At 66.5% G+C, this 23,663-nt stretch carries 21 protein-coding genes; 12 read left to right on the plus strand and 9 right to left on the minus strand.

Going from position 1 to position 23,663, the window contains the following annotated elements; genetic code table 11:
- Positions 1 to 282: 282 nt before the first annotated feature.
- Genes cphA through AC3A6F_RS10600 form a run of 3 tightly spaced genes read right to left on the minus strand, consistent with a single transcriptional unit; the run spans position 283 to position 4,654 of the window.
- On the minus strand, positions 283 to 2,871 hold the full coding sequence (gene cphA / locus AC3A6F_RS10590) for a cyanophycin synthetase (RefSeq protein ID WP_487680458.1): 2,589 nt from the start codon (positions 2,869 to 2,871) through the stop codon (positions 283 to 285).
- On the minus strand, positions 2,868 to 3,746 hold the full coding sequence (locus tag AC3A6F_RS10595; protein ID WP_487680459.1) for a cyanophycinase: 879 nt from the start codon (positions 3,744 to 3,746) through the stop codon (positions 2,868 to 2,870). Before AC3A6F_RS10595 ends, cphA begins: the two co-directional genes overlap by 4 nt.
- The gene (locus tag AC3A6F_RS10600) at positions 3,743 to 4,654 is read right to left on the minus strand and encodes an isoaspartyl peptidase/L-asparaginase (RefSeq protein WP_487680461.1); all 912 of its coding nucleotides are present in this window, start codon (positions 4,652 to 4,654) and stop codon (positions 3,743 to 3,745) included. The genes AC3A6F_RS10595 and AC3A6F_RS10600 overlap by 4 nt, the downstream gene beginning before the upstream one ends.
- A gap of 184 nt (positions 4,655 to 4,838) precedes the next feature.
- Between AC3A6F_RS10600 and AC3A6F_RS10605 the strand changes: the two genes are divergently transcribed.
- The 4 genes from AC3A6F_RS10605 (at position 4,839) to AC3A6F_RS10620 (ending at position 10,780) form a co-directional block, all read left to right on the plus strand.
- Complete coding sequence (locus AC3A6F_RS10605; protein WP_487680463.1) at positions 4,839 to 6,104, plus strand: Hsp70 family protein; 1,266 nt, start codon at positions 4,839 to 4,841, stop codon at positions 6,102 to 6,104.
- A gap of 40 nt (positions 6,105 to 6,144) precedes the next feature.
- Positions 6,145 to 6,813 (plus strand): 3'-5' exonuclease, encoded by a 669-nt coding sequence (locus AC3A6F_RS10610; RefSeq protein WP_487680465.1) that lies wholly within the window; start codon positions 6,145 to 6,147, stop codon positions 6,811 to 6,813.
- Between the two features lie 138 nt (positions 6,814 to 6,951).
- Positions 6,952 to 8,376, plus strand: coding sequence for a tetratricopeptide repeat protein (locus AC3A6F_RS10615; protein WP_487680467.1), 1,425 nt, complete (start codon positions 6,952 to 6,954; stop codon positions 8,374 to 8,376).
- A gap of 235 nt (positions 8,377 to 8,611) precedes the next feature.
- On the plus strand, positions 8,612 to 10,780 hold the full coding sequence (locus AC3A6F_RS10620) for a prolyl oligopeptidase family serine peptidase (protein WP_487680469.1): 2,169 nt from the start codon (positions 8,612 to 8,614) through the stop codon (positions 10,778 to 10,780).
- A 95-nt stretch (positions 10,781 to 10,875) separates the two neighbouring features.
- Here the strand turns inward: AC3A6F_RS10620 and AC3A6F_RS10625 are convergent, their stop codons facing one another.
- On the minus strand, positions 10,876 to 11,451 hold the full coding sequence (locus tag AC3A6F_RS10625; RefSeq protein ID WP_123072109.1) for a helix-turn-helix domain-containing protein: 576 nt from the start codon (positions 11,449 to 11,451) through the stop codon (positions 10,876 to 10,878).
- A 223-nt stretch (positions 11,452 to 11,674) separates the two neighbouring features.
- On the opposite strand from AC3A6F_RS10625, the gene AC3A6F_RS10630 reads away from it, so the two are divergent.
- From AC3A6F_RS10630 to moaD, 6 genes are all read left to right on the plus strand, one after another.
- Entirely contained in the window at positions 11,675 to 12,877 is a 1,203-nt protein-coding gene (locus AC3A6F_RS10630; protein ID WP_487680471.1) for a glycine C-acetyltransferase, read from the plus strand.
- A 27-nt stretch (positions 12,878 to 12,904) separates the two neighbouring features.
- The gene (locus tag AC3A6F_RS10635) at positions 12,905 to 13,867 is read left to right on the plus strand and encodes an NAD-dependent epimerase/dehydratase family protein (RefSeq protein WP_487680473.1); all 963 of its coding nucleotides are present in this window, start codon (positions 12,905 to 12,907) and stop codon (positions 13,865 to 13,867) included.
- Positions 13,868 to 13,955: 88 nt separating this feature from the next.
- Positions 13,956 to 15,344: an L-serine ammonia-lyase gene (locus AC3A6F_RS10640; protein ID WP_487680475.1), complete on the plus strand. Its 1,389-nt coding sequence runs from the start codon at positions 13,956 to 13,958 to the stop codon at positions 15,342 to 15,344.
- Positions 15,345 to 15,603: 259 nt separating this feature from the next.
- Positions 15,604 to 17,079 carry a threonine synthase gene (gene thrC, locus AC3A6F_RS10645; RefSeq protein WP_487680477.1) on the plus strand — a complete coding sequence of 492 codons (1,476 nt, stop codon included), beginning with the start codon at positions 15,604 to 15,606 and terminating at the stop codon, positions 17,077 to 17,079.
- The gene (locus AC3A6F_RS10650; protein ID WP_487680479.1) at positions 17,079 to 18,326 is read left to right on the plus strand and encodes a molybdopterin molybdotransferase MoeA; all 1,248 of its coding nucleotides are present in this window, start codon (positions 17,079 to 17,081) and stop codon (positions 18,324 to 18,326) included. The genes thrC and AC3A6F_RS10650 overlap by 1 nt, the downstream gene beginning before the upstream one ends.
- Before the next feature lie 21 nt (positions 18,327 to 18,347).
- A complete protein-coding gene (gene moaD / locus AC3A6F_RS10655; protein WP_487680480.1) occupies positions 18,348 to 18,605 on the plus strand; it encodes a molybdopterin converting factor subunit 1 in 258 nt (85 codons plus the stop codon).
- 38 nt (positions 18,606 to 18,643) lie between these two features.
- On the opposite strand, the gene dctP is transcribed toward moaD, so the two are convergent.
- From dctP to AC3A6F_RS10680, 5 genes are all read right to left on the minus strand, one after another.
- On the minus strand, positions 18,644 to 19,684 hold the full coding sequence (gene dctP, locus AC3A6F_RS10660; RefSeq protein WP_487680482.1) for a TRAP transporter substrate-binding protein DctP: 1,041 nt from the start codon (positions 19,682 to 19,684) through the stop codon (positions 18,644 to 18,646).
- Between the two features lie 241 nt (positions 19,685 to 19,925).
- Positions 19,926 to 20,132 (minus strand): hypothetical protein, encoded by a 207-nt coding sequence (locus AC3A6F_RS10665; RefSeq protein WP_487680484.1) that lies wholly within the window; start codon positions 20,130 to 20,132, stop codon positions 19,926 to 19,928.
- A gap of 14 nt (positions 20,133 to 20,146) precedes the next feature.
- Positions 20,147 to 21,112, minus strand: a complete 966-nt coding sequence (locus AC3A6F_RS10670; RefSeq protein WP_487680486.1) for an alpha/beta fold hydrolase — start codon at positions 21,110 to 21,112, stop codon at positions 20,147 to 20,149.
- Positions 21,109 to 21,312 carry a helix-turn-helix transcriptional regulator gene (locus tag AC3A6F_RS10675; protein WP_123071259.1) on the minus strand — a complete coding sequence of 68 codons (204 nt, stop codon included), beginning with the start codon at positions 21,310 to 21,312 and terminating at the stop codon, positions 21,109 to 21,111. The genes AC3A6F_RS10670 and AC3A6F_RS10675 overlap by 4 nt, the downstream gene beginning before the upstream one ends.
- Entirely contained in the window at positions 21,309 to 21,707 is a 399-nt protein-coding gene (locus tag AC3A6F_RS10680; protein ID WP_487680488.1) for a hypothetical protein, read from the minus strand. Before AC3A6F_RS10680 ends, AC3A6F_RS10675 begins: the two co-directional genes overlap by 4 nt.
- A 136-nt stretch (positions 21,708 to 21,843) precedes the next feature.
- Here AC3A6F_RS10680 and AC3A6F_RS10685 point away from each other — a divergent pair, with 136 nt between their 5' ends.
- Both AC3A6F_RS10685 and AC3A6F_RS10690 read left to right on the plus strand, forming a co-directional pair.
- Entirely contained in the window at positions 21,844 to 23,100 is a 1,257-nt protein-coding gene (locus AC3A6F_RS10685) for a TIGR03862 family flavoprotein (protein ID WP_487680490.1), read from the plus strand.
- A gap of 117 nt (positions 23,101 to 23,217) precedes the next feature.
- Positions 23,218 to 23,640, plus strand: a complete 423-nt coding sequence (locus AC3A6F_RS10690) for a DUF2382 domain-containing protein (protein ID WP_487680492.1) — start codon at positions 23,218 to 23,220, stop codon at positions 23,638 to 23,640.
- Positions 23,641 to 23,663: the final 23 nt, after the last annotated feature.

Genomic DNA, 23,663 nt, shown 5'->3' on the forward strand with positions numbered 1-23,663 from the left:
GGTAGCGTTGCACCCACCTTTGAGACGCGCTACCGCGTCACGTTTGAATTCGGCGCTGCGAACGGTTCGCTTAGCCGGCGAAGTTGTAGTGTCATCCATAGGACGTATTGTCTCCTATTTTGGATGTCCACTAAACCCGGGCTATCTCAGAGTCGAATTATTGGCCAATTGCTCCCAAGATAATTAGGGTCAGAGTCGATTTAACGGCTCATCAGCAAAAGTTGTCAAACAATTCGACTCTGACCCTGATTGGGAGGGGGACGGCCCGGGAGGGCCGTTGGGTTAGATGGTGGTGGCGCCGATGCGCCGCGCGAGGTCGGGGCGGGTGGGGCGGAGGGCTTCGGTCAGTTCGGAGATCGAAGATCCGCAGCCGAAGACCAGCACGTCGCCGGGACGGCAGATCGACAGGCCCAGGCGGATCGCGCGGTGGACCTCCAGCTCCACCTGCAGCTGCTCGGCGTCGATCTTGCCCAGGCGGGCGCCGCGTGCCAGCAGGGTGGCGGTTTCGCCGGCGGGGCGGCCGCGGTTTTCGGATTCGTAGATCACCAGTTCGTCGAAGCCGGCGGCGCAGGTGCGGCCGATGTCGACCAGGTCGGCGTCGCGGCGGTCGCCCGGGGCGGCGACCACCCCGACCAGTCGGCCCGGCGTCATCGAGCGCGCCATCTCGGCCAGGGCGGCGTAGGCCGCGCAGTTGTGGGCGTAGTCGACCACCACCGTCACGCCGTCCACGTCGAACAGGTTCGAGCGCAGCGGATTGTGCTTGCTGTCCGAGACGAAGCCGCGCAAGCCGTCCGCGATTTCGTGGTTGGCGAAGCCGCAGGCGGTCAGGGCAGCTGCCGCCGCCATCGCGTTGGCGATGTTGTAGCGCGCGCGGCCGCCCAGCGACGACGGCATCTCGTGCACGTCCATCAGCGCTTCGTGGCGCAGGCCGCTCGCGATCACGATCGTCGAATCCTGCAGGTAGACCCCGCGGCCGCCGTGCTCCACGTGGCGCAGCAGCACCGGATCCTCGGCGTCCAGCGCGAAATAGATGATCTCCACGCCGTCGGCCAGCTCGGCCCCCATCTGCACACAGTACGTGTCCTCGGCATTGAGCACCACCGCGCGCGAGGCGCGCTTGGCCACCACCGCCTTTACTTTGGCCAGGTCGTCGATGGTGTCGATGCCGTCCAGCCCCAGGTGGTCGGCCGAGACGTTCAGCACCACCGACACGTCGCAGCGGTCATAGGCCAGGCCGCGTTTGAGAATGCCGCCGCGCGCCGTCTCCAGCACCGCGAAGTCGACGTCGGGCGCACCCAGCACGCTGCGCGCCGAATGGTAGCCGGTGCAGTCGCCTTCATAGGCCAGCTGGCCGTTCAGGTAGACGCCGCTGGTGGTGGTCACGCCGGTGCGCAGGCCGGCCATGCGCACGGTGTGCTCGATCAGGAGGCTGGTAGTGGTCTTGCCGTTGGTGCCGGTGACCGCGACTACCGGGATACGTCCATTGCAACCGCCAAACAGCGCTTCGACGATGGCGTCGCCGGCGTCGCGCGGCGTGCCGCGGCTCGGGTACTGGTGCATACGGATGCCCGGCGCCGCGTTGACCTCGATGATGCCGCCGCGCTGGGCGCGCAGCGGTTGCGCGATGTCTTCGCAGATGATGTCGATGCCGGCCACGTCCAGGCCGATGGTGCGCGCGGCGCGGATGCAGATGTCGCGGGTCTCGTCGGGCAGCAGGTCGGTCACGTCTTCGGCGGTGCCGCCGGTCGACAGGTTGGCGTTGCCGCGCAGGTCGGCGCTCACGCCGTCGGCCAGCACCGTGTCGAGATCGAAACCTTGTTTGGCCAGCGTCTCGTCGGCCAGGGCGTCGAGCGCAATTTTGGTGAGGATGTTGGTGTGGCCGTCGCCGCGCGCCGGGTTGCGGTTCTCGATCTCCACCAGATGGCGGATGGTCGACTTGCCGTCGCCCGTCACGTGCGGCGGTCGGCGCCACGAGGCGGCAGCGATCTTGCCGCCCGTGACCAGCACGCGGTAGTCGCGGCCGCGCAGGTATTCTTCGACGATCACGCGCCGGCCGTGTTTGCGCGCGAACTCGAAGGCGCTCGCCACCGCATCAGGGCCCACGCAGTCGACCGTCACGCCCTTGCCCTGGTTGGCGTCCAGCGGCTTGATCGCCACCGGCCGGCCGAGGCGGCGCGCGATGCGCTGGGCCGCTTCCACCGTGGTGACGACGTCGCCTTCCGGCACCGGCACGCCGGCCCCGTCCAGCAGGGCCTTGGTCAGCTGCTTGTCGCTGGCAATGCCCACCGCGATCGAATTGGTGGCGCCGGTGATCGTCGCCTGCAGCCGTTTCTGGCGACTGCCCCAGCCGAGCTGGAACAGGTTGGCCGAGTCGGTCAGGCGCAGGGCCGGGATGCCGCGCCGCAGGGCGGCGTTGACGACGGCGCCGGTGCTGGTGCCGATCGCATGGTGCTCGGCGACGTCGCGCAATTCGATGATGGCAGCATCGAGGTCGAAGGCCTGGTCGTGCGCCAGCGCCTCGAGCAGGGCGATCGCGGTGCGCAGCGCTTCCTCGGCCACCTGTTCGGTGGTGTAGCCGCACACCACGCGGCGGCGCTCGGGCTGCCCCAGCACCGGCAGCGTGGCGCTGTGTTCACCCGGGGCGCCGGCCAGGCGCTGCAGCTCCATGACGACCGGCTCGAGCGCGTCGACCAGCAGCGCGTCGTCGGCCAGGCGCACCGCGGCCTCGGCCGGCAGCGCCGGCAGCAGCTCGAGCAGGCGCGCCGAAAAGCCACGGCCCTTGGCGCCGACGTTGTCCACCAGCGCCATCAGGCAGGGATTGGCGGCGTACAGATTGGGCCCGCGCAGCAGGCGTTTTTCCTTGATTCTCATGACAATGTAGTCCGTTTGGTGACGTTTTCCAGGAAGTCCAGCAGTTGGGGCGGCACGCGCTTCCCGGTCTGCTCCTCTCCGACAGGCAGTGAATATTTGCTCCCGGCGGGCAGCAGGTGCAGGCGCACGTCGATCAGTTCGGGCGTAGTGCGGTCCTTGATCTCGGCCACATTGGTGCTCATTGAGCGGCCGTCGACCACGGTCACCGCGCCTTCGCCGACCACCTCGATGCCGACGCCGCGCTCGATGATCAGCGCCGTGTCCTCGTCGATGCCGATCCCCTGCAGGTATGGGTTCTGGGCCACGACCGACAACAGGCGCGACAGGCGCTGGCGTTCCGAGAAGTGCTGGTCGACCACCACGCGGTGCAGGAAGCCCAGGCCCGCGCCCAGGCTCACCGAGCCTTTTTCGGGCAGCAGGTCCACGCGGCCTTGCGCCAGCATGTGGCCCGACATGGCCGAGGCCCCGGCGCTGGTGCCGCCGATCGTGGCGCCGCGCACCTTGAGCGCATTGTGCATCTCGGCGTCCATGGCGGTGCCGCCGATCAGGGCCAGCAGGCGCTTCTGGTCGCCGCCGGTCATGAAGATGCCGTCGGCCTCGGCCACCTTGCGCACGAAGCATTCGCTATTGGCGTCTTCGCGGCTGGTGATCTCGAGGTGCGCGCGTTCCTTGACGCCCAGCGTGCCGAACACGCCGTCGTAGATCTTCCACATCTCGTCGGCGATCTGGCTGGCCGCCGTGATCACCACGATGCGGGCGTCGGCGCCGCCGGACAGTTCGACGAAGCGCGACAGGATTTCCATATCGTGCTTGCGGTCTTCGCCGCCGCCGATGATGACCAGGTGGCCGTTCTTTTGTTTGGTTTGTTCGCTCATCGTTGGACCATTTTCGAGTAGGGCATGTCGCTGTTGCTGCAGGCGCCGGCTTCAAGACGGCTGACCGCGATCAGTCCGACTGCGATCTCCGGAGCGAACAGGTCGATCCCGCGTTGCAGGGCCTGGTCGAGCGGCATGCCGTCTTCGATCCAGCCGTACACCGTGCGCGCGAGCAGGTGGCGCACGATGTGTTCGCCGATGCCGGTGGCCGCCACCGCGCCTTGCGGCCCGGCGTAGAAGCCGCTGCCAATGATCGGGGTGTCGCCGACGCGACCCAGCAGCGACGGCGCCGAGCCGCCGGTGGAGCAGGCCACCGCGAAGTGGCCGTCCGCGCCGCGCACCACGGCGCCGACCGTGTCGCAGGCCACGCCCTCGGGGAGGTTCAGCGGAGTGTTGTAGTTCCAGAAGCGCTCGAACAACTGGTTGTTCACGCCCGGCATGACCGGCACCGATCCAGCCAGCTGCGTCATGATCTTGCGGTGGTCGGCGCGCTGGCGTTCCGACACCGGGGCGCCCTCCGGCATGCCGATCGCACGCGCGAAGCGCGAGGCGCCGTCGCCGGCCAGCAGCCAGTGCGGCGTGTCGGCCACCGCGCGCGCCAGTTGCACAGGGTTCTTCACCGACTGCACACAGGCGATCGCGCCAAGGCGGCCGCGGGTATCCATGATCGAGGCATCCATTTCGATCGTGGCGCCATCGAGGCACAGCACCGAGCCGCTGCCGGCGTTGAAGCGGCCATCGTCTTCGAGGATTGTTACTGCGCCGATGGCGGCATCCAGCGCATCGCCGTTGGCTTCCAGCTGCGCCAATGCGCGGCGCGCGGCGAGAACGCAGCCATCTTCGTTCTCGCGTGACGCGCCGGCGCCGCCATGTACGACCACGGCGCCAGCTTGTTGGGGCTTGCTCATCTCGTCCAATCCTTTTGCATTATTGTTATCTTGATTGGCCGCGCAGCTCCGTGTGCGACCAGCAGACATTATGCAAAAGCAACCGGCTGAACCGTATCGGTAGCGCCGCCGTGTGTGTGTAAGAGGCCGCTTACAGGGGCAGGCAAATCTGGTAACATACCGCCCCTTCAATACAAAGGTTCCTATGGCGTACGCTTGCGGCGTTGACTTCGGCACGTCCAACTCCACTGTCGGCTGGCTCCGCCCAGGCACGACCCACTCCGCCCCCACGGCGCTCCTGACGCTCGAGGAGGGCAAGCCGACCCTGCCGTCGGTGGTGTTCTTCAATGCCGACGACGAGCGGGTCAGCTATGGCCGTGCGGCGCTGGCCGAATATCTCGAGGGTTACGAGGGCCGCCTCATGCGCTCGCTCAAGAGCCTGCTCGGCACCAGCCTGATCGACGGCCAGACCGAGGTCGCCGGCCGCGCGCTGCCGTTCCGTGCGCTGCTGTCGCAGTTCATCGGTGAGGTGAAGCGCCGCGCCGAAAGCGAGGCCGGCGTGCCGTTCGAGCGCGCGGTGTTCGGCCGTCCGGTCTTCTTCATCGACGACGACCCGCAGGCCGACCAGCTGGCCGAAGACACGCTGCGTGAGGTGGCCAGTGCGGTCGGGTTCAGGGAGATCGGCTTCCAGTACGAGCCTATCGCCGCGGCATTCGACTACGAAGCGCGGATCGATCGCGAAGAACTGGTCCTGATCGCCGACATCGGCGGCGGCACCTCGGACTTCTCGCTGCTGCGTCTCGGCCCGCAGCGCGCTGGCCGCAGCGACCGGCGCGACGACATCCTGGCCAACGGCGGCGTCCACATCGGCGGCACCGATTTCGACAAATACCTGAGCCTGGCCAGCGTGATGCCCTTGCTCGGCTACGGCAGCAGCCTGCGCTCGGGCGCGGCGATCCCGTCCAGCTATTACTTCAACCTGGCGACCTGGCACACGATCAACCAGGCCTATACGCGCAAGAGCGTGACGCAGCTGGCCGACCTGGCGCGCGATGCGAGCGAACCGGCTAAAATCGCCCGCTTGCAGAACCTGATCGACGAGCGCGCCGGCCATTGGCTGGCGATCCAGGTGGAGGGCGCCAAGATCGCGCTGTCCGACGCCGACATGGTGCGCCTGCAGCTCGATCGCCTGTCGCCGCCCGAGACGCTCGACGTCGCCCGCGCCCAGTTCGAGGCGGCCATCGCCGGCCTGGTCGACCAGGTGGCGGCCACGGTGAGCAAACTGTTCGCGGATGCCGGCGTGAAGCCGGAAGACGTGGATACGGTATTCTTCACGGGTGGCTCGAGCGGCGTCGGCCTGCTGCGCGAGCGCATCGGCGCCATGGTGCCGGATGCGCGCCGCGTGGAGGGCGACCTGTTCGGCAGTATCGGCACCGGCCTGGCGCTGGACGCGCTGCGCAGGTTCGGTTGACATGCGCTGGGACAGCGTAGAAACAATATAGGAAAGAGCGATGAGTGTTTACGATCGACCGCTGGTGATGCTCGACTTCGAGACCACCGGCCTGTCGCCCGAGATGGGCGACCGCATCACCGAAGTGGCGGCGCTGCGTATCGTCGGCGGCGAGGTGACCGAGCGCTACGTCTCGCTGGTGAACTGCGGCGTGCGGGTGCCAAGCTTCATCACCCAGCTGACCGGGATCACGCAAGCGATGGTCGACGGCGCCCCGCCGGCGCACCAGGTGGTGCCCGAACTGCTCGACTTCATCGGCGGCGACGTGCTGTCGGCCCACAACGCCAGCTTCGACGAGAAGTTCCTCAAGGCCGAAGGCGCGCGCCTGGGCCGCACCACTTCGCACACCGCGCTGGTGTGTTCGCTGAAACTGTCGCGCCGCCTGTTCCCAGGCCTGGCCAGCTACAAGCTGGGCCTGCTCTCGAACCAGCTCGGCATCGCGTTCCGCGGCACCGCCCACCGGGCCGAGGCCGACGCCCAGGTCGCCGCCGACGTGCTGCTGCACGCCGCGCGCCACCTCGGCCACACCTGCGGCATCGAGCAGGTCGAGCCGGCGCTGCTGGTCTCGATCAACAAGGTCGCGGCCGCCAAGATCCCCGCCTTTCTCGACAAGTATGCCGCCACCGTGCGCGAACGCCGCGCCGCGGCTGCCGCCGCCGTCCCAGCCTGAGGCTTCCGAGCCAACCGTGGCGGCGCGCGCACGCCGCTGACCGTCCGATTGTGCGGTCGCAAATCCCGAATCCCTCGCTCTCCTTAAAATTTTAACAACGGGATCAAGAGCCGAACAGCGACCGCCGAGAGGATTGCGATGAGCGAGGATGCCGCCCGACAGGGCACCGCCACCTACGAGTGGTTCCACCGCGCCGCCAGCGGCGGCAATCCCTACGCCCAGTTCAACCTGGCCCAACTCTACCTGTGGGGCGACGGCGTCGTGCGCGACGATGCCAAAGCGGCGGCCTGGATGGCGCGCGCCGCCCAGCAGCGGTTGGCCTATGCCCAGAACCACCTGGGCGCCATGTACTACAACGGCCGCGGCGTGTGCCGCGACCACGCGCGTGCGGCCCACTGGTTCCAGTGCGCCGCGGAGCAGGGCGACCGCTCGGCCCAGCACAACCTGGGCCTCCTGTACCGCAAGGGCCGCGGCGTGCCCCACTCGCACCAGGCGGCGATCGGCTGGTTCTACCGCGCCGCCGAACAAGGCATGGCGCGCGCCCAGACCCAGCTCGCCCGGGGCTATCTGCACGGGCTTGGCGTCAACGTCAGCCACCCGCTGGCGATGGCATGGTTCCGCAAGGCCGCGATGCAGGGCCACGTGCCGGCGCAGGTGCAACTGGCGCAGATGTATGCGCGCGGGCAGGGCGTGGCGCCCAGTCCCAGGCAGGCACTGTACTGGTTCCGCCACGCGGCCGGGGCGGGCGACCCCACCGCCCAGCGCCAGCTCGGCCTGGCCTATGCCGAAGGCCGCGGCGCCGGCGCCGATCCGGCGCTGGCCATCCAGTGGCTCGAACGCGCGGCGGCCGGCGGCGAGCGCGAGGCGCTGTACGCGCTGGGGGGCCTGCTGTCCGGCGGCGGCATGGCGCGCGACAGCGCACGCGCGCTGCGCTGCTATATGCAGGCCGCCGCCCATGGCCACGTGCAGGCCCAGTACCGGGTGGCGCGCATGCTGGCCGGCGGTTGCGGCGTGCAGCGCGATCCGGCGCGCGCCCTCGAGTTCTACCTGCAGGCGGCCGAGGCCGGCGCCGCCAATGCCCAGTTCGCGCTGGGCCTGCTCTATGCCAAGGGCCAGGGCGTGCCGCGCGACCTGGCCCAGGCCGCCGTCTGGTACCGGCGCGCCGCCCAGCAGGGCGACGCCAGCGCCCAGAACAACCTCGGCGCCATGTATGCCTGCGGCGAAGGCGTGCCGCGCGACGACATCCTGGCGGCCCACTGGTACCGTCTCGCGGCCCGCCAACACCACGCGCCGGCCCAGCACAACCTGGGTGGGCTGTACGCGGCCGGGCGCGGCGTCGCGAAGAATCCCGTGCGCGCCTGCATGTGGGCCTGGCTGGCGCGCCAGGGCCGCGGCCTCGACAAGGCGGCGCCGGCCGACGTCGCGCTGGCCGCCAGCACGGCGGCCAGCGACTATACCGCTCTGCTGAGCCCGGCCGAACGGAACCGGGCACGTACCCTGGTGGAGCGCTGGCTGGCATCCAGGGCCGGTCCACGCCGTCTGCTCGGGCGTACCGGCGCATGAGCCCGGTCTTGCGCCGGTGTTGCGTCGCGGCGTCTTGCGCCGGTGTTGCCCCGGTGTTGCGCCAGGTGTCGACGTGCGTTCGCCGCATCCCTGCATGCGTGTCACATGGTGCGTCAATACAGGCTCGGCCCTCAGCGGCGAACCGGGCGGCCGCGCCATACTCAAGCATGCCATTTCGCGCTATGATGCCCTGCGGCCACAAGCCCACACCATCATTCAACAGCCCGAGAAGAATATGCACATGAGACTCGCCACGCTCGCCGCCGTCCTGACCGCTGCTTTCGCCGCGCCAGCGATGGGGCAGAGCTGCTCGCCAGCCGGCCCTTCGCTGACCTATCCCGTGTCGAAGAAAGTCGACCAGACCGACAACTACCATGGCACCGTGGTGGCCGACCCCTATCGCTGGCTCGAGGACGCGAATAGCGCCGAGACCAAATCCTGGGTCGATGCCCAGAACAAGGTCACCCAGGCCTACCTGGCGCAGATCCCGCAGCGCGAAGCGATCCGCCAGCGTCTTACCCAGCTCTGGAACTACGAGCGCTACAGCGTGCCGGGCAAGGAAGGCGGCCGCTATTTCTACACCCGCAATGATGGCTTGCAGAACCAGGCCGTGCTGTACACGCTCAAGAACCTGAACGACCAGCCGCGCATGCTGCTCGATCCGAACACCCTGGCCGCCGACGGCACCATCGCCCTGGCCGGCGCCGAGGTCAGCCCCGACGGCAAGCTGCTGGCCTACAGCATCGCCGCGTCGGGTTCCGACTGGAACGAGATCAAGGTACGTGACATCGAGACCGGCAAGGACCTGCCCGACCACATCAAGTGGGTCAAGTTCTCGAGCACCGCCTGGACCAAGGATGGCAAGGGCTTCTTCTACAGCCGCTACGACGAACCGAAAGAAGCGACCAAGCTGGCCGACGTCAACTACTTCCAGAAGCTGTACTTCCACCGCATCGGCACGCCGCAAAGCGCCGACACCCTGGTGTACGACCGCGCCGACCAGAAGGAATGGGGCTTCGGCGGCCAGACCACCGACGACGGCCGTTACCTGATCGTCACCACTACCAAGGGCACCGCGCCGAAATACCGCGTTTCGTACAAAGACCTGTCCAAGCCCGATGCCAAGGTGGTCGACCTGATCGACAACTTCGACGCAGGCTACGACTTCATCGACAACGTCGGCACCGTGTTCTACTTCAGCACCGACCGCAATGCGCCGAAAAAACGCATCGTGGCCATTGACGTGAGCAAGCCTTCCGAGAATAACTGGAAAGAAATCGTTGCCGAGAGCGCCGATACCCTGACCGGCGCCGACATCGTCAACAACCAGCTGGTGCTCGAATACCTGAAGGATGCGAAGAGCGTCGTGCGCGTGGTGTCGCTCGAAGGCAAGCCGGTGCGCGAGATCGCTCTGCCAAGCATCGGCACCGTCGGCGGCCTGTCGGGCAAGCGCAACGACACCGAGACCTTCTATTCGTTCACCAGCTTTACCAATCCGACCACGATCTACCGCCTGAACCTCAAGACCGGCGAAAGTACCGTGTTCCGCCAGCCGAAGGTCGCCTTCGACCCGGCCAACTACGAGACCCGCCAGCAGTTCTACACGAGCCGCGATGGCACCAAGGTGCCGATGTTCATCGTGTCCAAGAAAGGCCTCAAGCTGGATGGCTCGAACCCGACCTATCTGTATGGTTATGGCGGCTTCAATATCTCGCTGACCCCGAGCTTCTCGCCGGCCAACCTGGCCTGGATGGAAATGGGCGGCGTCTATGTGCTGGCGAACCTGCGCGGCGGTGGCGAATACGGCGAAGCCTGGCACCAGGCCGGCACCAAGCTGCAAAAGCAGAACGTGTTCGACGATTTCATCGGGGCAGCCGAATGGCTGGTCGAGAACAAGGTCACCTCGCCGAAGAAACTGGCGATCGGCGGCGGCAGCAATGGCGGCCTGCTGGTCGGCGCGGCCACCACCCAGCGTCCGGACCTGTTCGCAGCGGCGATTCCGAGCGTGGGCGTGATGGACATGCTGCGCTTCCACAAGTTCACCATCGGCTGGGCCTGGACTTCGGACTACGGCTCGTCGGAAAATCCTGACGAATTCAAGGCCCTGGTCAAGTACTCGCCGCTGCACAACCTGAAGGCGGGCACCTGCTATCCGGCAACCATGGTCACCACGGCCGACCACGACGACCGCGTGGTGCCGGCGCACAGCTTCAAGTACGCCGCCGCGGCCCAGGCCGCCCAGGCGGGTGCCGCGCCGATCCTGATCCGCATCGACACCAAGGCGGGCCATGGCGCTGGCAAGCCAACCGGCAAGCAGATCGAGGAAGTCGCCGATCGCTGGGGCTTCCTGTCGCGCGAACTGCATATGGACGATGCTGCCAAGACGGTTGGCGGCTCGCACTAGGCATTGACGGTCGTCCGGCGCTACGCCGGACGAATGAAACAACGGCCACCAGGGCAACCCGGCGGCCGTTGTTTTTCTGTACTTGCTTTCTAGACCTACCGGTGGACCACCACCAATACGGCTTTCGCCTCGGTCTTTCCCGTATTCCGAATCACATGGTTCTGATCGGCCGGATACCTCGCCGTCGCCCCGTGCCGCACCTTCCGCTTCTCGTTCCCCACCTCCAGCTCGACCGCGCCGGTAATCACCGTCAGGTGCTCGCCGGTCCCCGGGTCGTGGGCCTGCGAGGCCAGCTCTCCCCCAGGCGCCAGGGTCAGCTCATACCATTCATACTTGCCGGCCAGGTCCATCGGCCCCAGGATGCGCAGGGAATAGCCGGCATGGGCGCCGGGCAGGGTGGGGATCTCGTGGGCATCGACCACCCGGATCAGTTCCGCCGTGCGCACCTCGGACGACAGCAGTTCGCCGATCTGCACACCCAGCGCATTGGCCAGGCGCCAGGTGATGGCGATGGTGGGATTGGCCTTCTCGCGCTCGATCTGGGACAGCATCGATTTCGATACCCCGGCGATACGCGACAGGTCTTCCAGCGTCAGGCCACGCGCCAGTCGCAGGCGTTGTAGTGTGGCGCCAACTTCTGGTGGGGCATTGTTTGTTAGAGTGGTACTCATTTTCCGTTGGGTGCCTGTCTGCGTATTGCCTAAGTCAAATTATTTATAAGTATATGTCGGGTCGCTTGCCAAGTTCATTGGCTGGGCGTAATATTCGATATATTGAATTTCAGTTCGAAATAGCGAACTTGTTCTCTACATCGAACGAGCCAACGGTACAACATCCGCCGACCGCCGGTCAAGCCGCCGGTCACGTCAAATCAACTGGGAACAGGGGAACACCATGAGCGATCAAGCTTTCTACAGCAGCCTGCAGCAAAAACTCGCGACCTTGAAGATTGATGGCCTGTTCAAGCCCGAGCGCGTGCTGGCCTCGCGCCAGGGCGCCGAGGTGGTGGCGCAGGATGGCCGTACCCTGATCAATATGTGCGCCAATAACTACCTGGGCCTGTCGGGCGATGTCGAGACCCAGAAAGCGGCGGCGGCCGCCCTCGAGAAGTATGGCTATGGCCTGTCGTCGGTGCGCTTCATCTGCGGCACCCAGACCGTGCACAAGGAACTCGAAAGCGCGCTGTCCAGTTTCCTCGGCACTGAAGACACCATCCTGTACGCGGCTGCCTTCGACGCCAATGGCGGCGTGTTCGAGCCGCTGTTCGACGAGAACGACGCCATCATCTCGGACGCCCTGAACCACGCCTCCATTATCGACGGCGTGCGCCTGTGCAAGGCGGCGCGCTACCGCTATGCCAACAACGACATGGCCGACCTCGAGAAGCAGCTGATCGCCGCCACTGAAGCCGGCAAACGCCACAAGATCATCGTCACCGACGGCGTGTTCTCGATGGACGGCACCATCGCCCAGCTGGACAAGATCGTCGAACTGGCCGAGAAGTATGGCGCCCTGACCATGATCGACGAATCGCACGCCTCCGGCTTCATGGGCGCGACCGGCCGCGGCACCCACGAGCATTGCGGCGTGATCGGCAAGATCGACATCATCACCGGCACCCTTGGCAAGGCCCTGGGCGGCGCGATGGGCGGTTTCACGTCGGGGAAAAAAGAAGTCATCGAGACCCTGCGCCAGAAATCGCGTCCCTATCTGTTCTCGAACACGCTGGCGCCGATGATCGCCGGCGCCTCGCTGGCGGTGCTGGAGCGCATCTCGAAATCGACCGAGCTGCGCGACCGCCTGCACGAAAACACCGCCTACTTCCGCAAGGAGATCGAGCGCATCGGCTTCACCATCAAGCCGGGCACCCACCCGGTGGTGCCGGTGATGCTGTTCGAAGCGCCGGTCGCGCAGAAATTCGCGGCGCGCATGTTCGACCTGGGCGTGCTGCTGTCGGGCTTCTTCTACCCAGTGGTGCCGATGGGCCAGGCGCGCGTGCGCGTGCAACTGTCGGCGGCCCATACCCGCGAGCAGCTCGACACAGTGCTGAAGGCCTTCGAACAAGCCGGCAAAGAGCTGGGCATCATCAAGAACTAAACTACATAGAAGCAAGGAATCGACAGCATGGAACGCATCCTCATCATTGGCGCCAATGGCCAGATCGGCAGTGAACTGGTCAGCGCATTGGCCGACAAGCACGGCGCGCAGAACGTGATCGCCTCGGACATCGGCGACAAGAACCTGTATGGCGCCGCACGCTATACCGTGCTCAATGTGCTGGACAAGGACAGCCTCGCGCGCCTGGTGGCGGATGAAGGCATCACCCAGGTCTATCAGCTGGCCGCCATGCTGTCGGCCACCGGCGAAAAAGCGCCGTTGAAGGCCTGGAGCCTGAACATGGACGGCCTGCTGAACATCCTCGAGATCGCACGCGAACGTGGCGAAGCGGGCAAGCCGTTGAAGGTGTTCTGGCCGTCGTCGATTGCCGCCTTCGGCCCGACCACCCCGAGCGAGAACACGCCGCAGTTCACGATCATGGATCCGACCACGATCTATGGCATCAGCAAGCTGGCCGGCGAGCGCCTGTGCGAGTACTATCACAGCAAGTACGGCGTCGACGTACGCAGCATCCGCTATCCGGGCATCATCTCGTATAAATCGCCTCCGGGCGGCGGCACCACCGACTACGCCATCGCGATCTTTCACGCGGCCCTGCGCGGCGAGACCTATGAGTGCTTCCTGGGGCCGGAAACGACCCTGCCGATGATCTACATGCCTGACGCGATCCGCGCCACCATCGAGCTGATGGAAGCGCCCGCCGAACAGGTCGTCATCCGTTCGTCGTACAACGTGGCCGGTGTGTCGTTCAACCCGCGCGAACTGGCCGCCGCGATCTCGAAGGCGCTGCCGGCTTTCCGCATCGACTACAAGCCGGACAGCCGCCAGCAGATCGCCGACTCCTGGCCGAAGAGCCTGGACGACAGCCGCGCGAGCGCCGACTGGGGCTGGAAATCGCGCGTCAAGCTCGACGAGATGGTCGATTCGATGCTGAAGAATATCGATGTCGGCCTGGGCGTCGCGGCCTGAGCATCGCTGCTCCAGGATCACATCCAACGGCCTGCCGCCTCGATGCGCCAGGCCGCAATCATTATAAGAACCGAAAAGTGAGACAAGCATGGATATGAGTGTTTTCGACCTGTTCAAGATCGGCATCGGCCCGTCGAGTTCACACACCGTGGGCCCGATGGTGGCCGCGCGCCGCTTCCTGCTCGAGAGCGGAATGCTGGAACAGGCGGTCGGCGTCGAAGCCCACCTGTATGGCTCGCTGGCGCTGACCGGGGTCGGCCACGCGACCGACAAGGCCGTAATCCTCGGCCTGATGGGCGAGACGCCGCAGGGCGTCGACCCGATCGCCGTCGAGGACAAGCTGGCCGAAGCGGAGCTCGACGGCGTGCTGCACCTGCTGGGCACGAAACCCGTGCCGTTCAGCACGAAAACGCACCTGGTCTGGCACAAGGCCTCGACCTTGCCGGAACACCCGAATGGCATGCGCTTCGTGCTGCAGCTGCAGGACGGCAGCATCATCGAGCGCATCTATTATTCGGTCGGCGGCGGTTTTATTACCGCGGCCGGCGAGAGTCAGTTGCGCGCGGCGGAGACGGCTGCGGCGCCGGTGCCGTACCCGTTCGACACGATGGCCCAGCTGCTCGAGCATGGCCGCCGTCATGGCCTCTCCATTCCGCACATGCTGCGCGCCAACGAGCGCACGCGCATGAGTGACGAAGAACTGGACGCAGGCCTGGACAATATCTGGCGCGTGATGCGCGAGTGTATCTGCCACGGCCTGGTGACCGAGGGTCGCCTGCCGGGCGGCCTGGACGTGCGCCGCCGCGCCGCCGGCCTGTGGAAGCAGGCGCAGCAAGCGCAACAGCAACCGCTGAACGCCTTGCCGCATGACGCAGTGCAGCAGGTAACCCTGTACGCGATGGCCGTCAACGAAGAAAATGCGGCCGGCGGCCGGGTCGTCACCGCCCCGACCAATGGCGCCGCCGGCATCATCCCGGCGGTGCTGCGCTACTACGCCGAGGATTGCCGGCCGATCGATCCGCAGCGCGGCGTGCGCGACTTCCTGCTGACCTCCGCTGCAATCGGCATGCTGTGCAAGAAGAACGCCTCGATCTCGGGCGCCGAAGTCGGCTGCCAGGGCGAAGTGGGCGTGGCCTGTGCAATGGCGGCGGCCGGCCTGGTGGCGGCGCTCGGCGGCAGCAACGAGCAGATCGAAAACGCGGCCGAGATCGGCATCGAGCACCACCTGGGCATGACCTGCGACCCGATCGGCGGCCTGGTGCAGATTCCCTGCATCGAGCGCAACGGCATGGGCGCGATCAAGGCTCTCACCGCCGCCTCGCTGGCGCTGAAGGGCGACGGCACCCATTTCGTGAGCCTGGACAGCGCGATCGAGACGATGCGCCAGACCGGGGCGGACATGCAGGTCAAGTACAAGGAGACCTCGCTCGGCGGGCTGGCGATTCATGTGGTGACGGTGAATCACGCGGCTTGCTGATAGGGTGGTGGCTGCTCGAGGGCCTTGGATTCCCGCCTGCGCGGGAATGACGGTCTTCAGGCTGGAGGGTGAAGCCAGGCCGCTCGAAAACCCATTGTTAGCAGATGCACGTCATTCCCGCGCAGGCGGGAATCCAAGTGCGCACACCACCCCACCCAATTTTATTCACCCAAACAACTTTTTTGCAGCACAGCATACATTTCCGCCTGCTCCCACTATAATAAAGTTTCAATGTGAGCCAACCGGATCTTCAAACTGTATGCATTATGTGTCCACCCGCGCGACCAGCGCGTCCGCAGCACGCAATCCCCAGCAATTCTCCGACATCCTGCTAGGCGGCCTGGCCCCGGACGGCGGCCTCTACCTGCCGGCCGAGTACCCGCAGGTGACCGGCGCCGAACTAGATGCATGGCGCAAGCTGTCGTACGCCGAACTGGCCTATGAAATCCTGCGCAAGTTTGCCACCGATATTCCCGACGCCGACCTGAAGGCCCTGACCGCGCGCACCTATACGCCAGAGGTCTACCGCAATGCCCGCGCCGACGAATCGAGCGCGGACATCACCCCGCTGCGCGTGCTGGAAGACGGCGCGCAGGGCAAGCTGGTGCTGCAGGCGCTGTCGAACGGCCCGACCCTGGCCTTCAAGGACATGGCGATGCAGTTGCTGGGCAATCTGTTCGAATACGCGCTGGCCAGGAACAACGATGAACTGAACATCTTCGGCGCCACCTCGGGCGACACCGGCAGCGCCGCCGAGTACGCGATGCGCGGCAAGCGCGGCGTGCGTGTGTTCATGCTGTCGCCGCACAAGAAGATGAGCGCGTTCCAGACCGCCCAGATGTTCAGCCTGCAGGACCCGAATATCTTCAATATTGCGGTGGATGGCGTGTTCGACGATTGCCAGGACCTGGTCAAGGCGGTCTCGAACGACCTCGAATTCAAGGCGCGCCAAAAGATCGGCACCGTCAATTCGATCAACTGGGCGCGCGTCGTGGCCCAGGTGGTGTACTACTTCCGCGGTTACCTGCTGGCTACCACCAGCAACGATCAAAAAGTGTCGTTCACGGTCCCGTCGGGGAACTTCGGCAATATCTGCGCCGGCCACATCGCCCGCATGATGGGCCTGCCGATCGACAAGCTGGTGGCCGCCACCAACGAGAACGACGTGCTGGACGAATTCTTCCGCACCGGCGTTTATCGCGTGAGAAAGCCTGCCGAGACCTTCCACACCAGCAGCCCGTCGATGGACATTTCCAAGGCCTCGAACTTCGAGCGCTTCGTGTATGAACTGGTGGGCCGCGACGCCGATCGCACCCATGCGCTGTTCCGGAAGATCGACACCCATGGCGGGTTCGACCTGTCCGGCGCGCCGGGCAGCGATGGCGACGAGTTCAAGTCGGTTGCCAAATTCGGCTTCCTGTCGGGCCGCTCGACCCATGCCGACCGCCTGGCCACGATCCGCGACGTCGCCGACGACTACGGCATCACGATCGACACCCATACCGCCGACGGCATCAAGGTCGCGCGCGAACACCTGCAGCCGGGCGTGCCGATGATCGTGCTCGAGACCGCGCTGGCGGCCAAGTTCAACGAAACCATCCTCGAAGCGCTGGGCCAGGACGCGGAGCGTCCCGCCGGCTTCGAGGACATCGAGTCGCTGCCGCAGCGCTTCGTGGTCATGCCGGCCGACGTCGGCCGAATGAAGGCCTATATCGCCGAACACACGGGGCTGTGATGAACGCACCGGTACCCAAAGCCCCCATGCTGTCGGTGCGCGAGGCGCTCGACTTCCTGCTCGAAGCCGCACGGCCCGTCGAGCAGGTGGAAACCATCCCGACCCTCGAGGCCAACGGCCGCGTGCTGGCGGCAGACCAGCTGGCGACGATCGACGTGCCGTCGGCCGACAACACCCAGATGGACGGCTACGCCGTGCGCGCGGAGGACTGCGCGAGCGGCAGCGCCACCCTGAAGGTCAGCCAGCGCATCCCGGCCGGCAGCGTTGGCCGGCAACTGGAACCTGGAACGGCCGCGCGCATTTTTACCGGCGCGCTGATTCCGCCGGGCGCCGATGCGGTCGTGATGCAGGAGCAGGCCGAGGCGGTCGGCGACAGCGTCACCATCCACCATGCGCCGCGGGCCGGCGAGTGGATCCGCCGCAAGGGCGAAGACATCGGCTCGGGCGCCGTGATCCTGCCGGCGGGCAGCCGCCTGCGCAGCCAGGAACTCGGGCTGGCGGCCTCCGTCGGCCTGGCCAGCCTGCCGGTGCGCCGGCGCCTGCGGGTGGCGGTGTTCTTCACCGGCGACGAGCTGACCATGCCGGGCGACGTGCCGCCCGAAGGACTGAAACCCGGCGCGATCTACAATTCGAACCGATTCACCCTGCGCGGCCTGCTGGAGAACTTCGGCTGCGAGATCAGCGACTTTGGCATCGTGCCCGACTCGCTGGAGGCGACCCGCGCCACCTTGCGCGAGGCGGCGCGCGAGAACGACATGATCATCACCTCGGGCGGCGTCTCGGTGGGCGAGGAAGACCATATCAAGCCCGCCGTGGAAGCACAAGGGCGCCTGTCGATGTGGCAGATCGCCGTCAAGCCGGGCAAGCCGCTGGCGTTCGGCGAAGTACGCCGTGACGGTGGTTCCGCATTCTTCTTAGGGCTGCCCGGCAATCCGGTGTCGAGCTTCGTCACCTTCCTGCTGTTCGTGCGGCCTTTCCTGCTGCGCCTGCAGGGCGTGACGGGCCAGGTCGAGCCGCAGGGTTATACCGTGCGCGCCGACTTCGAGCTGTCGAAGGGCGACCGCCGCAACGAATTCCTGCGCGCGCGCCTGAATGCGGGCGGGGGACTGGACCTGTTCCCGAACCAGAGCTCGGGCGTGCTCACTTCGACGGTATGGGGCGACGGCCTGGTCGACAACCCGGCCGGCAACCGCATCGCCGCGGGCGACCTGGTGCGCTTCATCCCGTTCGCCGAATTACAGCACTAGAAGCACAGCATTAGGAGCGACATGAAGATCAGTTTGAAATACTTCGCCGCGCTGCGCGAAGCAGTGGGTACAGGGCAGGAACAGCTGGAATTGGCGCCGGAAGTCGCGACGGTGGGCCAGGTGCGCGAACTGCTGCGCGCACGCGGCGGTGTGTGGGCCGAGGCCCTGGCGCCGGAACGCGCGGTGCGCATGGCCCATAACCAGGTGATGTGCGGCGCCGATACGCCGGTCATAGAGGGCGCCGAAGTGGCGTTTTTCCCGCCGGTCACCGGCGGTTGACAGGGGCCGGCCCAGGTTCGACGGGGCCGGCTTTTCCATCACAAGGCGGCGATCGACTCCTCGGCCAATGCCATCAATTTCGCGCAATTGCTGTTACGCGCCGCGAAATCCTTCCACGCCGTATTGCGCGCCACCGACTGCCAGCCGCGCAGGGCTTCGGGATTGAGGTCGACCACGCGCGCGCCGACGCCGCGATAGACCGACACCACCTCCGCATCGTCGATGCGCGCCATCTTCATCGCGAACTGCTCCAGGTCGGCGCCGACCTTGAGGATGGCTTCCTGTTGCGGCTTGGTCAGGCGCTCGAATACGGTGCGCGACATCAAGAGCGGCTCGAACATGAACCAGTAGGAGCCGCCACGCGCCGTGGTCAGCGAGCGCGCCGTCTCTTGCAGCCGGAACGACATCAGGGACGTCGACGACGTCAGGGCGGCGTCGAGCGCGCCGCTGCGCATGGCCTTGTGGATCTCGTTGGACGGCAGGCTGACGACGGTCGCGCCGGCGTCCTGCAGCAGCATGTCCATCTCGCGCGAGCCGCCGCGCACCTTCAGGCCGCGCACGTCCTCGGGATTGACGATCGGATCGCCGCGCGAAGCGACGCCGCCGGCCTGCCAGATCCAGCTGACGATCACGAGGCCTTGCTCGCCCAGGATGCGCGACAGCTCGCGTCCGACCGGTGCGTTCTTCCAGCCATAGCCTTGATCGTAGGACGTGACCAGCGCCGGCATCAGCCCGATATTCGCTTCCGGCGCCTCGCTGCCCGCATACGACAGCGGCACCAGGGCCATGTCGAGCGAGCCGCTGCGCAGGGCGCCGAACTGGGCGTTCGGCTGCATCAGGCTCGACCCCGGGTGGATCGAGAACTTCAGGCCGCCGCGCGTGCGCTTCTCGACCTCGGCCGCGAACATACGGCACAGCCGGTCGCGAAAATCGCCCTGGGCGATGCTGCCGCCGGGGAACTGGTGCGAGATCCTGAGATTACTGGCCTGCGCCCAGGCGGACTGCATCCATAACGGACTGGTCGCGATCGCGCCCAGCATTGCCCTGCGGGTCGTGAACGACCGGTTGATTACCGACATATACATCCTCCAAGATGTTTTAACGGACTGCCGGGTGAATCGTGGCTAACCTCGTCGAGCGGGCGCCATCGTTCACCTTGGCGTGTACAAGAATATTCCTGCTACACCGCATGTCAAGCGGAATATTGCAGCTATGACAAAGGCATGCAGTTAAGGTACACCGATGCCAACGCGGCAGTATCGCGCAGGCCGGTGGAACCGGCCTTGATTCATCCTGGAGAATTTGCTTGTCGTGTGCTAATCAGCGCCTCTTGTCGGTGATCGCCTGACTGGCCGAACGCCAGCGCGCAGCGACGAAAATGGCGGCCGCGGCAAGCGACCAGGCCAGGGTCGGGCCCCAGGTGGCGGCCAGGCTGTCGCCGCGCATCAGGTCGATTGCACACAACAGCAGGAACATGGTGCCGGCGGCCAGCAGGTATTGGCCGATCCAATGGGTGACTGGACGCATGGGGACTACTCCTTTCAACGGCGGTCGAGATAACGGCGCAGGATGCCGGCCAGCGCCAGCGGCTGGTCGATCATCAGGAAGTGGCGCGACGGCGCAATCGGCGCCACCTCGACCGAGGGAATCCCTTCGACCAGCATCCGGTAGTGCTCGACCTTGTCGTTCACCGTCAGCGCATCCTGAGCCGCATCGTACTGGTAAAACGGCGCCACGACCAGCACCGGGGCAGTGATTTTAGACAGGCCAGGACGCAGGTCGAGCGCCAGCAGGTCGGCCACGTAGGCGCCCACCGCCTCGCGATCGCTGCGCAGCAGCAGCGGCGTGATGTCGTCGGCCTTGCCGATGTCGAGCACGCCCTGGCCGCGCATATACTGGCGCTGCTCGGCGGCATAGGCATCCGGCCGGCTGGTCGCCATGCGGTTGCGCACATTGATCGCCGCCTGCGGGCGCTGCTGCGGCGGCATGTTCTCGGTGCCGGGGAAGACCGGCAGGCCGTCCAGCGCCACCACTCCGCCGATGCCGTTGCCGAGGTCCTGGGCCACGGCATAGGCCAGTGTGCCGCCCAGGCTGTGGCCGATGATGACCGGCTTGTCGAGCTTGCGTTCGGCGATCAGTCCGCGCAGGGCGGCGCGCGCGCCTTCGAAAGGCGCCCAGTCGGACGTGGCGCTTGGCGCCGGACGGCCATCGAAGCCGGGCAGGGTGACCACGTACAGCGTGAACTCGTCCTTGAACTGGCGGATCGTTTCCTGCCACACCCAGGGCCCGCTGGCCAGCCCGGGCACCAGGATCACGGGCCGGCCGCGGCTGCCGTGGCGCTCGACCAGCAGGCCGCCGGATTCGAAGCGCTCGGCCGGTTCGATGGTGGCGGCGAAACGGTTGGCAGCCGGCGCAGTCGGGGGCGTTGCCTGTACTTGGGCCTGGGCGATGGAGGCGGCGCCGGCAACCAGTGCGGCGAGTGCAAACAACAGGGAAGCTTTTTTCATGCGGTCTCCTGATCGGGGGAAAAGATGGCTTCGACCGGCAGGCCGAACAACCGTGAAATGGCGAAGGCGAGCGGCAGGCTGGGATCGTAGCGCCCGGTCTCGATCGCGTTGATGCTCTGGCGCGAGACGTCCAGGCGTTCGGCCAGGTCGGCCTGGCTCCAGCCGTGCTCGGCCCGCAGTTCGCGGATGCGGTTCTTCATCGCTGGCGCAGCGCCCGCACCGTGCAGACCAGGGCGGTGGTCGCCCCGAGCACCATCCAGACCGCGAACATCGACAGGCGCGGATAGCCGGCGGTCTCGAGGAAGCCGTAGCTGAAGGTGAGCCCGGCGGTGAGCGCGGCGGCCAGCGCGAACGATTCGAGCAGGAAGCGGCGCGCGTACTCGTCGACCCGGTCCAGGTGGCGCGCGATGGCCCACAGCATGAGGCAAAATCCCAGCATCGGCGACAGCAGGACGACGGTGCGCAGCACGCCTTCTTCCATCGGCCGGCCGTACAGGATCGTCGCCACCAGCAGGATCGCGTACACCGCGAAGGAAATGCCCAGTTCGCGCAGGTAAGCCTTGCCGACCCGTTTTTCATGTGTGTTCGTCTTCATGGTCCAGCCCTCGTGGAGTAAAGGATGCTTTACATCGTAGGCGTGAAGGAACGCCGTGTCAAGCATCCTTTACATCCTCTTTCGCTGCCCGAACTCGACTACAATGCTGGTCCTTCCTTCCGCACCCCGCACCGTCATGACCCAGTCTCCACTATCCTCCAAGCGTGTCGCCGTGATCGGCGGCGGCCCCGCCGGACTGATGGCGGCCGAGGTGCTGGCGCAGGGTGGCGCGCAGGTCGACGTCTACGATGCGATGGCAAGTGTGGGCCGCAAGTTCCTGCTGGCGGGGAAGGGCGGCATGAATATCACGCATTCCGAACCCTATCCCGATTTCGTGCGGCGATATGGCGCGCGGCAGGATGAGGTGGCGCGCTGGCTGGAAGGCTTCGACGCCGACGCCGTACGCGCCTGGATCCACGAGCTCGGCATCGAGACCTTCGTCGGCACCTCGGGCCGGGTCTTCCCGCTCGAGATGAAGGCGGCCCCGCTGCTGCGCGCCTGGCTGCACCGCCTGCGCGAGTCCGGCGTGCGCTTCCACATGCGCCATCGCTGGCTGGGCTGGCAGGATGGCCGGCTGCGCCTGGCCACGCCGGAAGGCGAGCGGCTGGTCGAGGCCGACGCCACGATCCTGGCGCTGGGCGGCGCCAGCTGGGCGCGCCTCGGCTCGGACGGCGCCTGGCAGCCGCTGCTGGCCGAACGTGGAATTGCGCTGTCCCCGCTGGCACCCGCCAACTGCGGCTTCGACGTGGGCTGGAGCGAGCATTTCAGCAGCCGCTACGCCGGTGCGCCCCTGCTCACGGTGGCTGCCGGTTGCCAGGACCAGGATGGCAGGATCGCCTGGCGCAAGGGCCAGTTCGTCATCACCGGGGGCGGCGTCGAGGGCGGCCTGGTGTACGCGCTGTCGGCGCCGCTGCGCGACGAGATCGCGCGCATTGGTGTCGCCACCCTCTGGCTCGACCTGGCGCCCGACCACGACGCCGAGCGGGTGTTCGACGAAGTGACGCGCCCGCGCGGCTCGCGCTCGATGTCCAGCCATCTGCAAAGCCGGCTCGGCATCAAGGGTGTCAAGGCCGGACTGCTGCACGAATGCCTGTCGCGCGAAGACTATGCCGACCCTGCGCGCCTGGCCGCCGGCATCAAGCGTCTGCCGCTCAAGCTGCTGCGTGCGCGCCCGATCGACGAGGCGATCAGCAGCGCCGGCGGTGTGCGCTTCGACGCGCTGGCGGATCGCACCGCGATGCTGGCCGAGCTGCCGGGAACCTTCGTGGCGGGCGAGATGGTCGATTGGGAGGCGCCGACCGGCGGCTACCTGCTCACCGCCTGCTTCGCCAGCGGGCGCGCTGCGGGACGCGATGCGCTGAGCTGGCTGGCAGCCGCGAGCGAAGGCGCTTGACCGGGCGACGCTGTCCGTTCAGCTGCCCGCCAGTATTGAACGCCAACAGTGCGCATGCCGTTCGTGGATTGGCGTAGGCTGGATCGTTCTTCTCGCAGCCTTGCCCAGGAGCGGACCATGTCCAGCACGCCTACCGAGTCGAGCGAACAGGAGCCCGTGCGCATTCCTGTCGTCGAGGAACAGCTCGCGGTCGGCACCCGCGTGGTCGATACCGGCCGCGGCGTGCGTGTCCACAAGACCGTCACCGAACATCCCGTCACCATCGACGAGCGGCTGCTGCGCGAAGAGCTGCGCGTTCAACACGTCCCGGTCGACCGCATCGTCGGCGCCGGCGAGGCGCCAGGCCAGCACTACGAGGGCGACACCCTGGTCGTTCCCGTGCTCGAAGAGGTGCTGGTGGTCGAGCGCAAGGTCCGCATCAAGGAAGAACTGCACATCACCCGGGTCAGGCACGAGGAGCGTCACCTTGATACCGTTTCGCTCAAGGCGGAGCGGGTCGAGGTCGAGCGTTTCGACGAGGCCGGCGACCAGGGTGCCTGAAGTCATCACCCAAGGAGAGACAT

The sequence above is a fragment of the Massilia sp. Soil_C_3 genome (assembly GCF_057657035.1).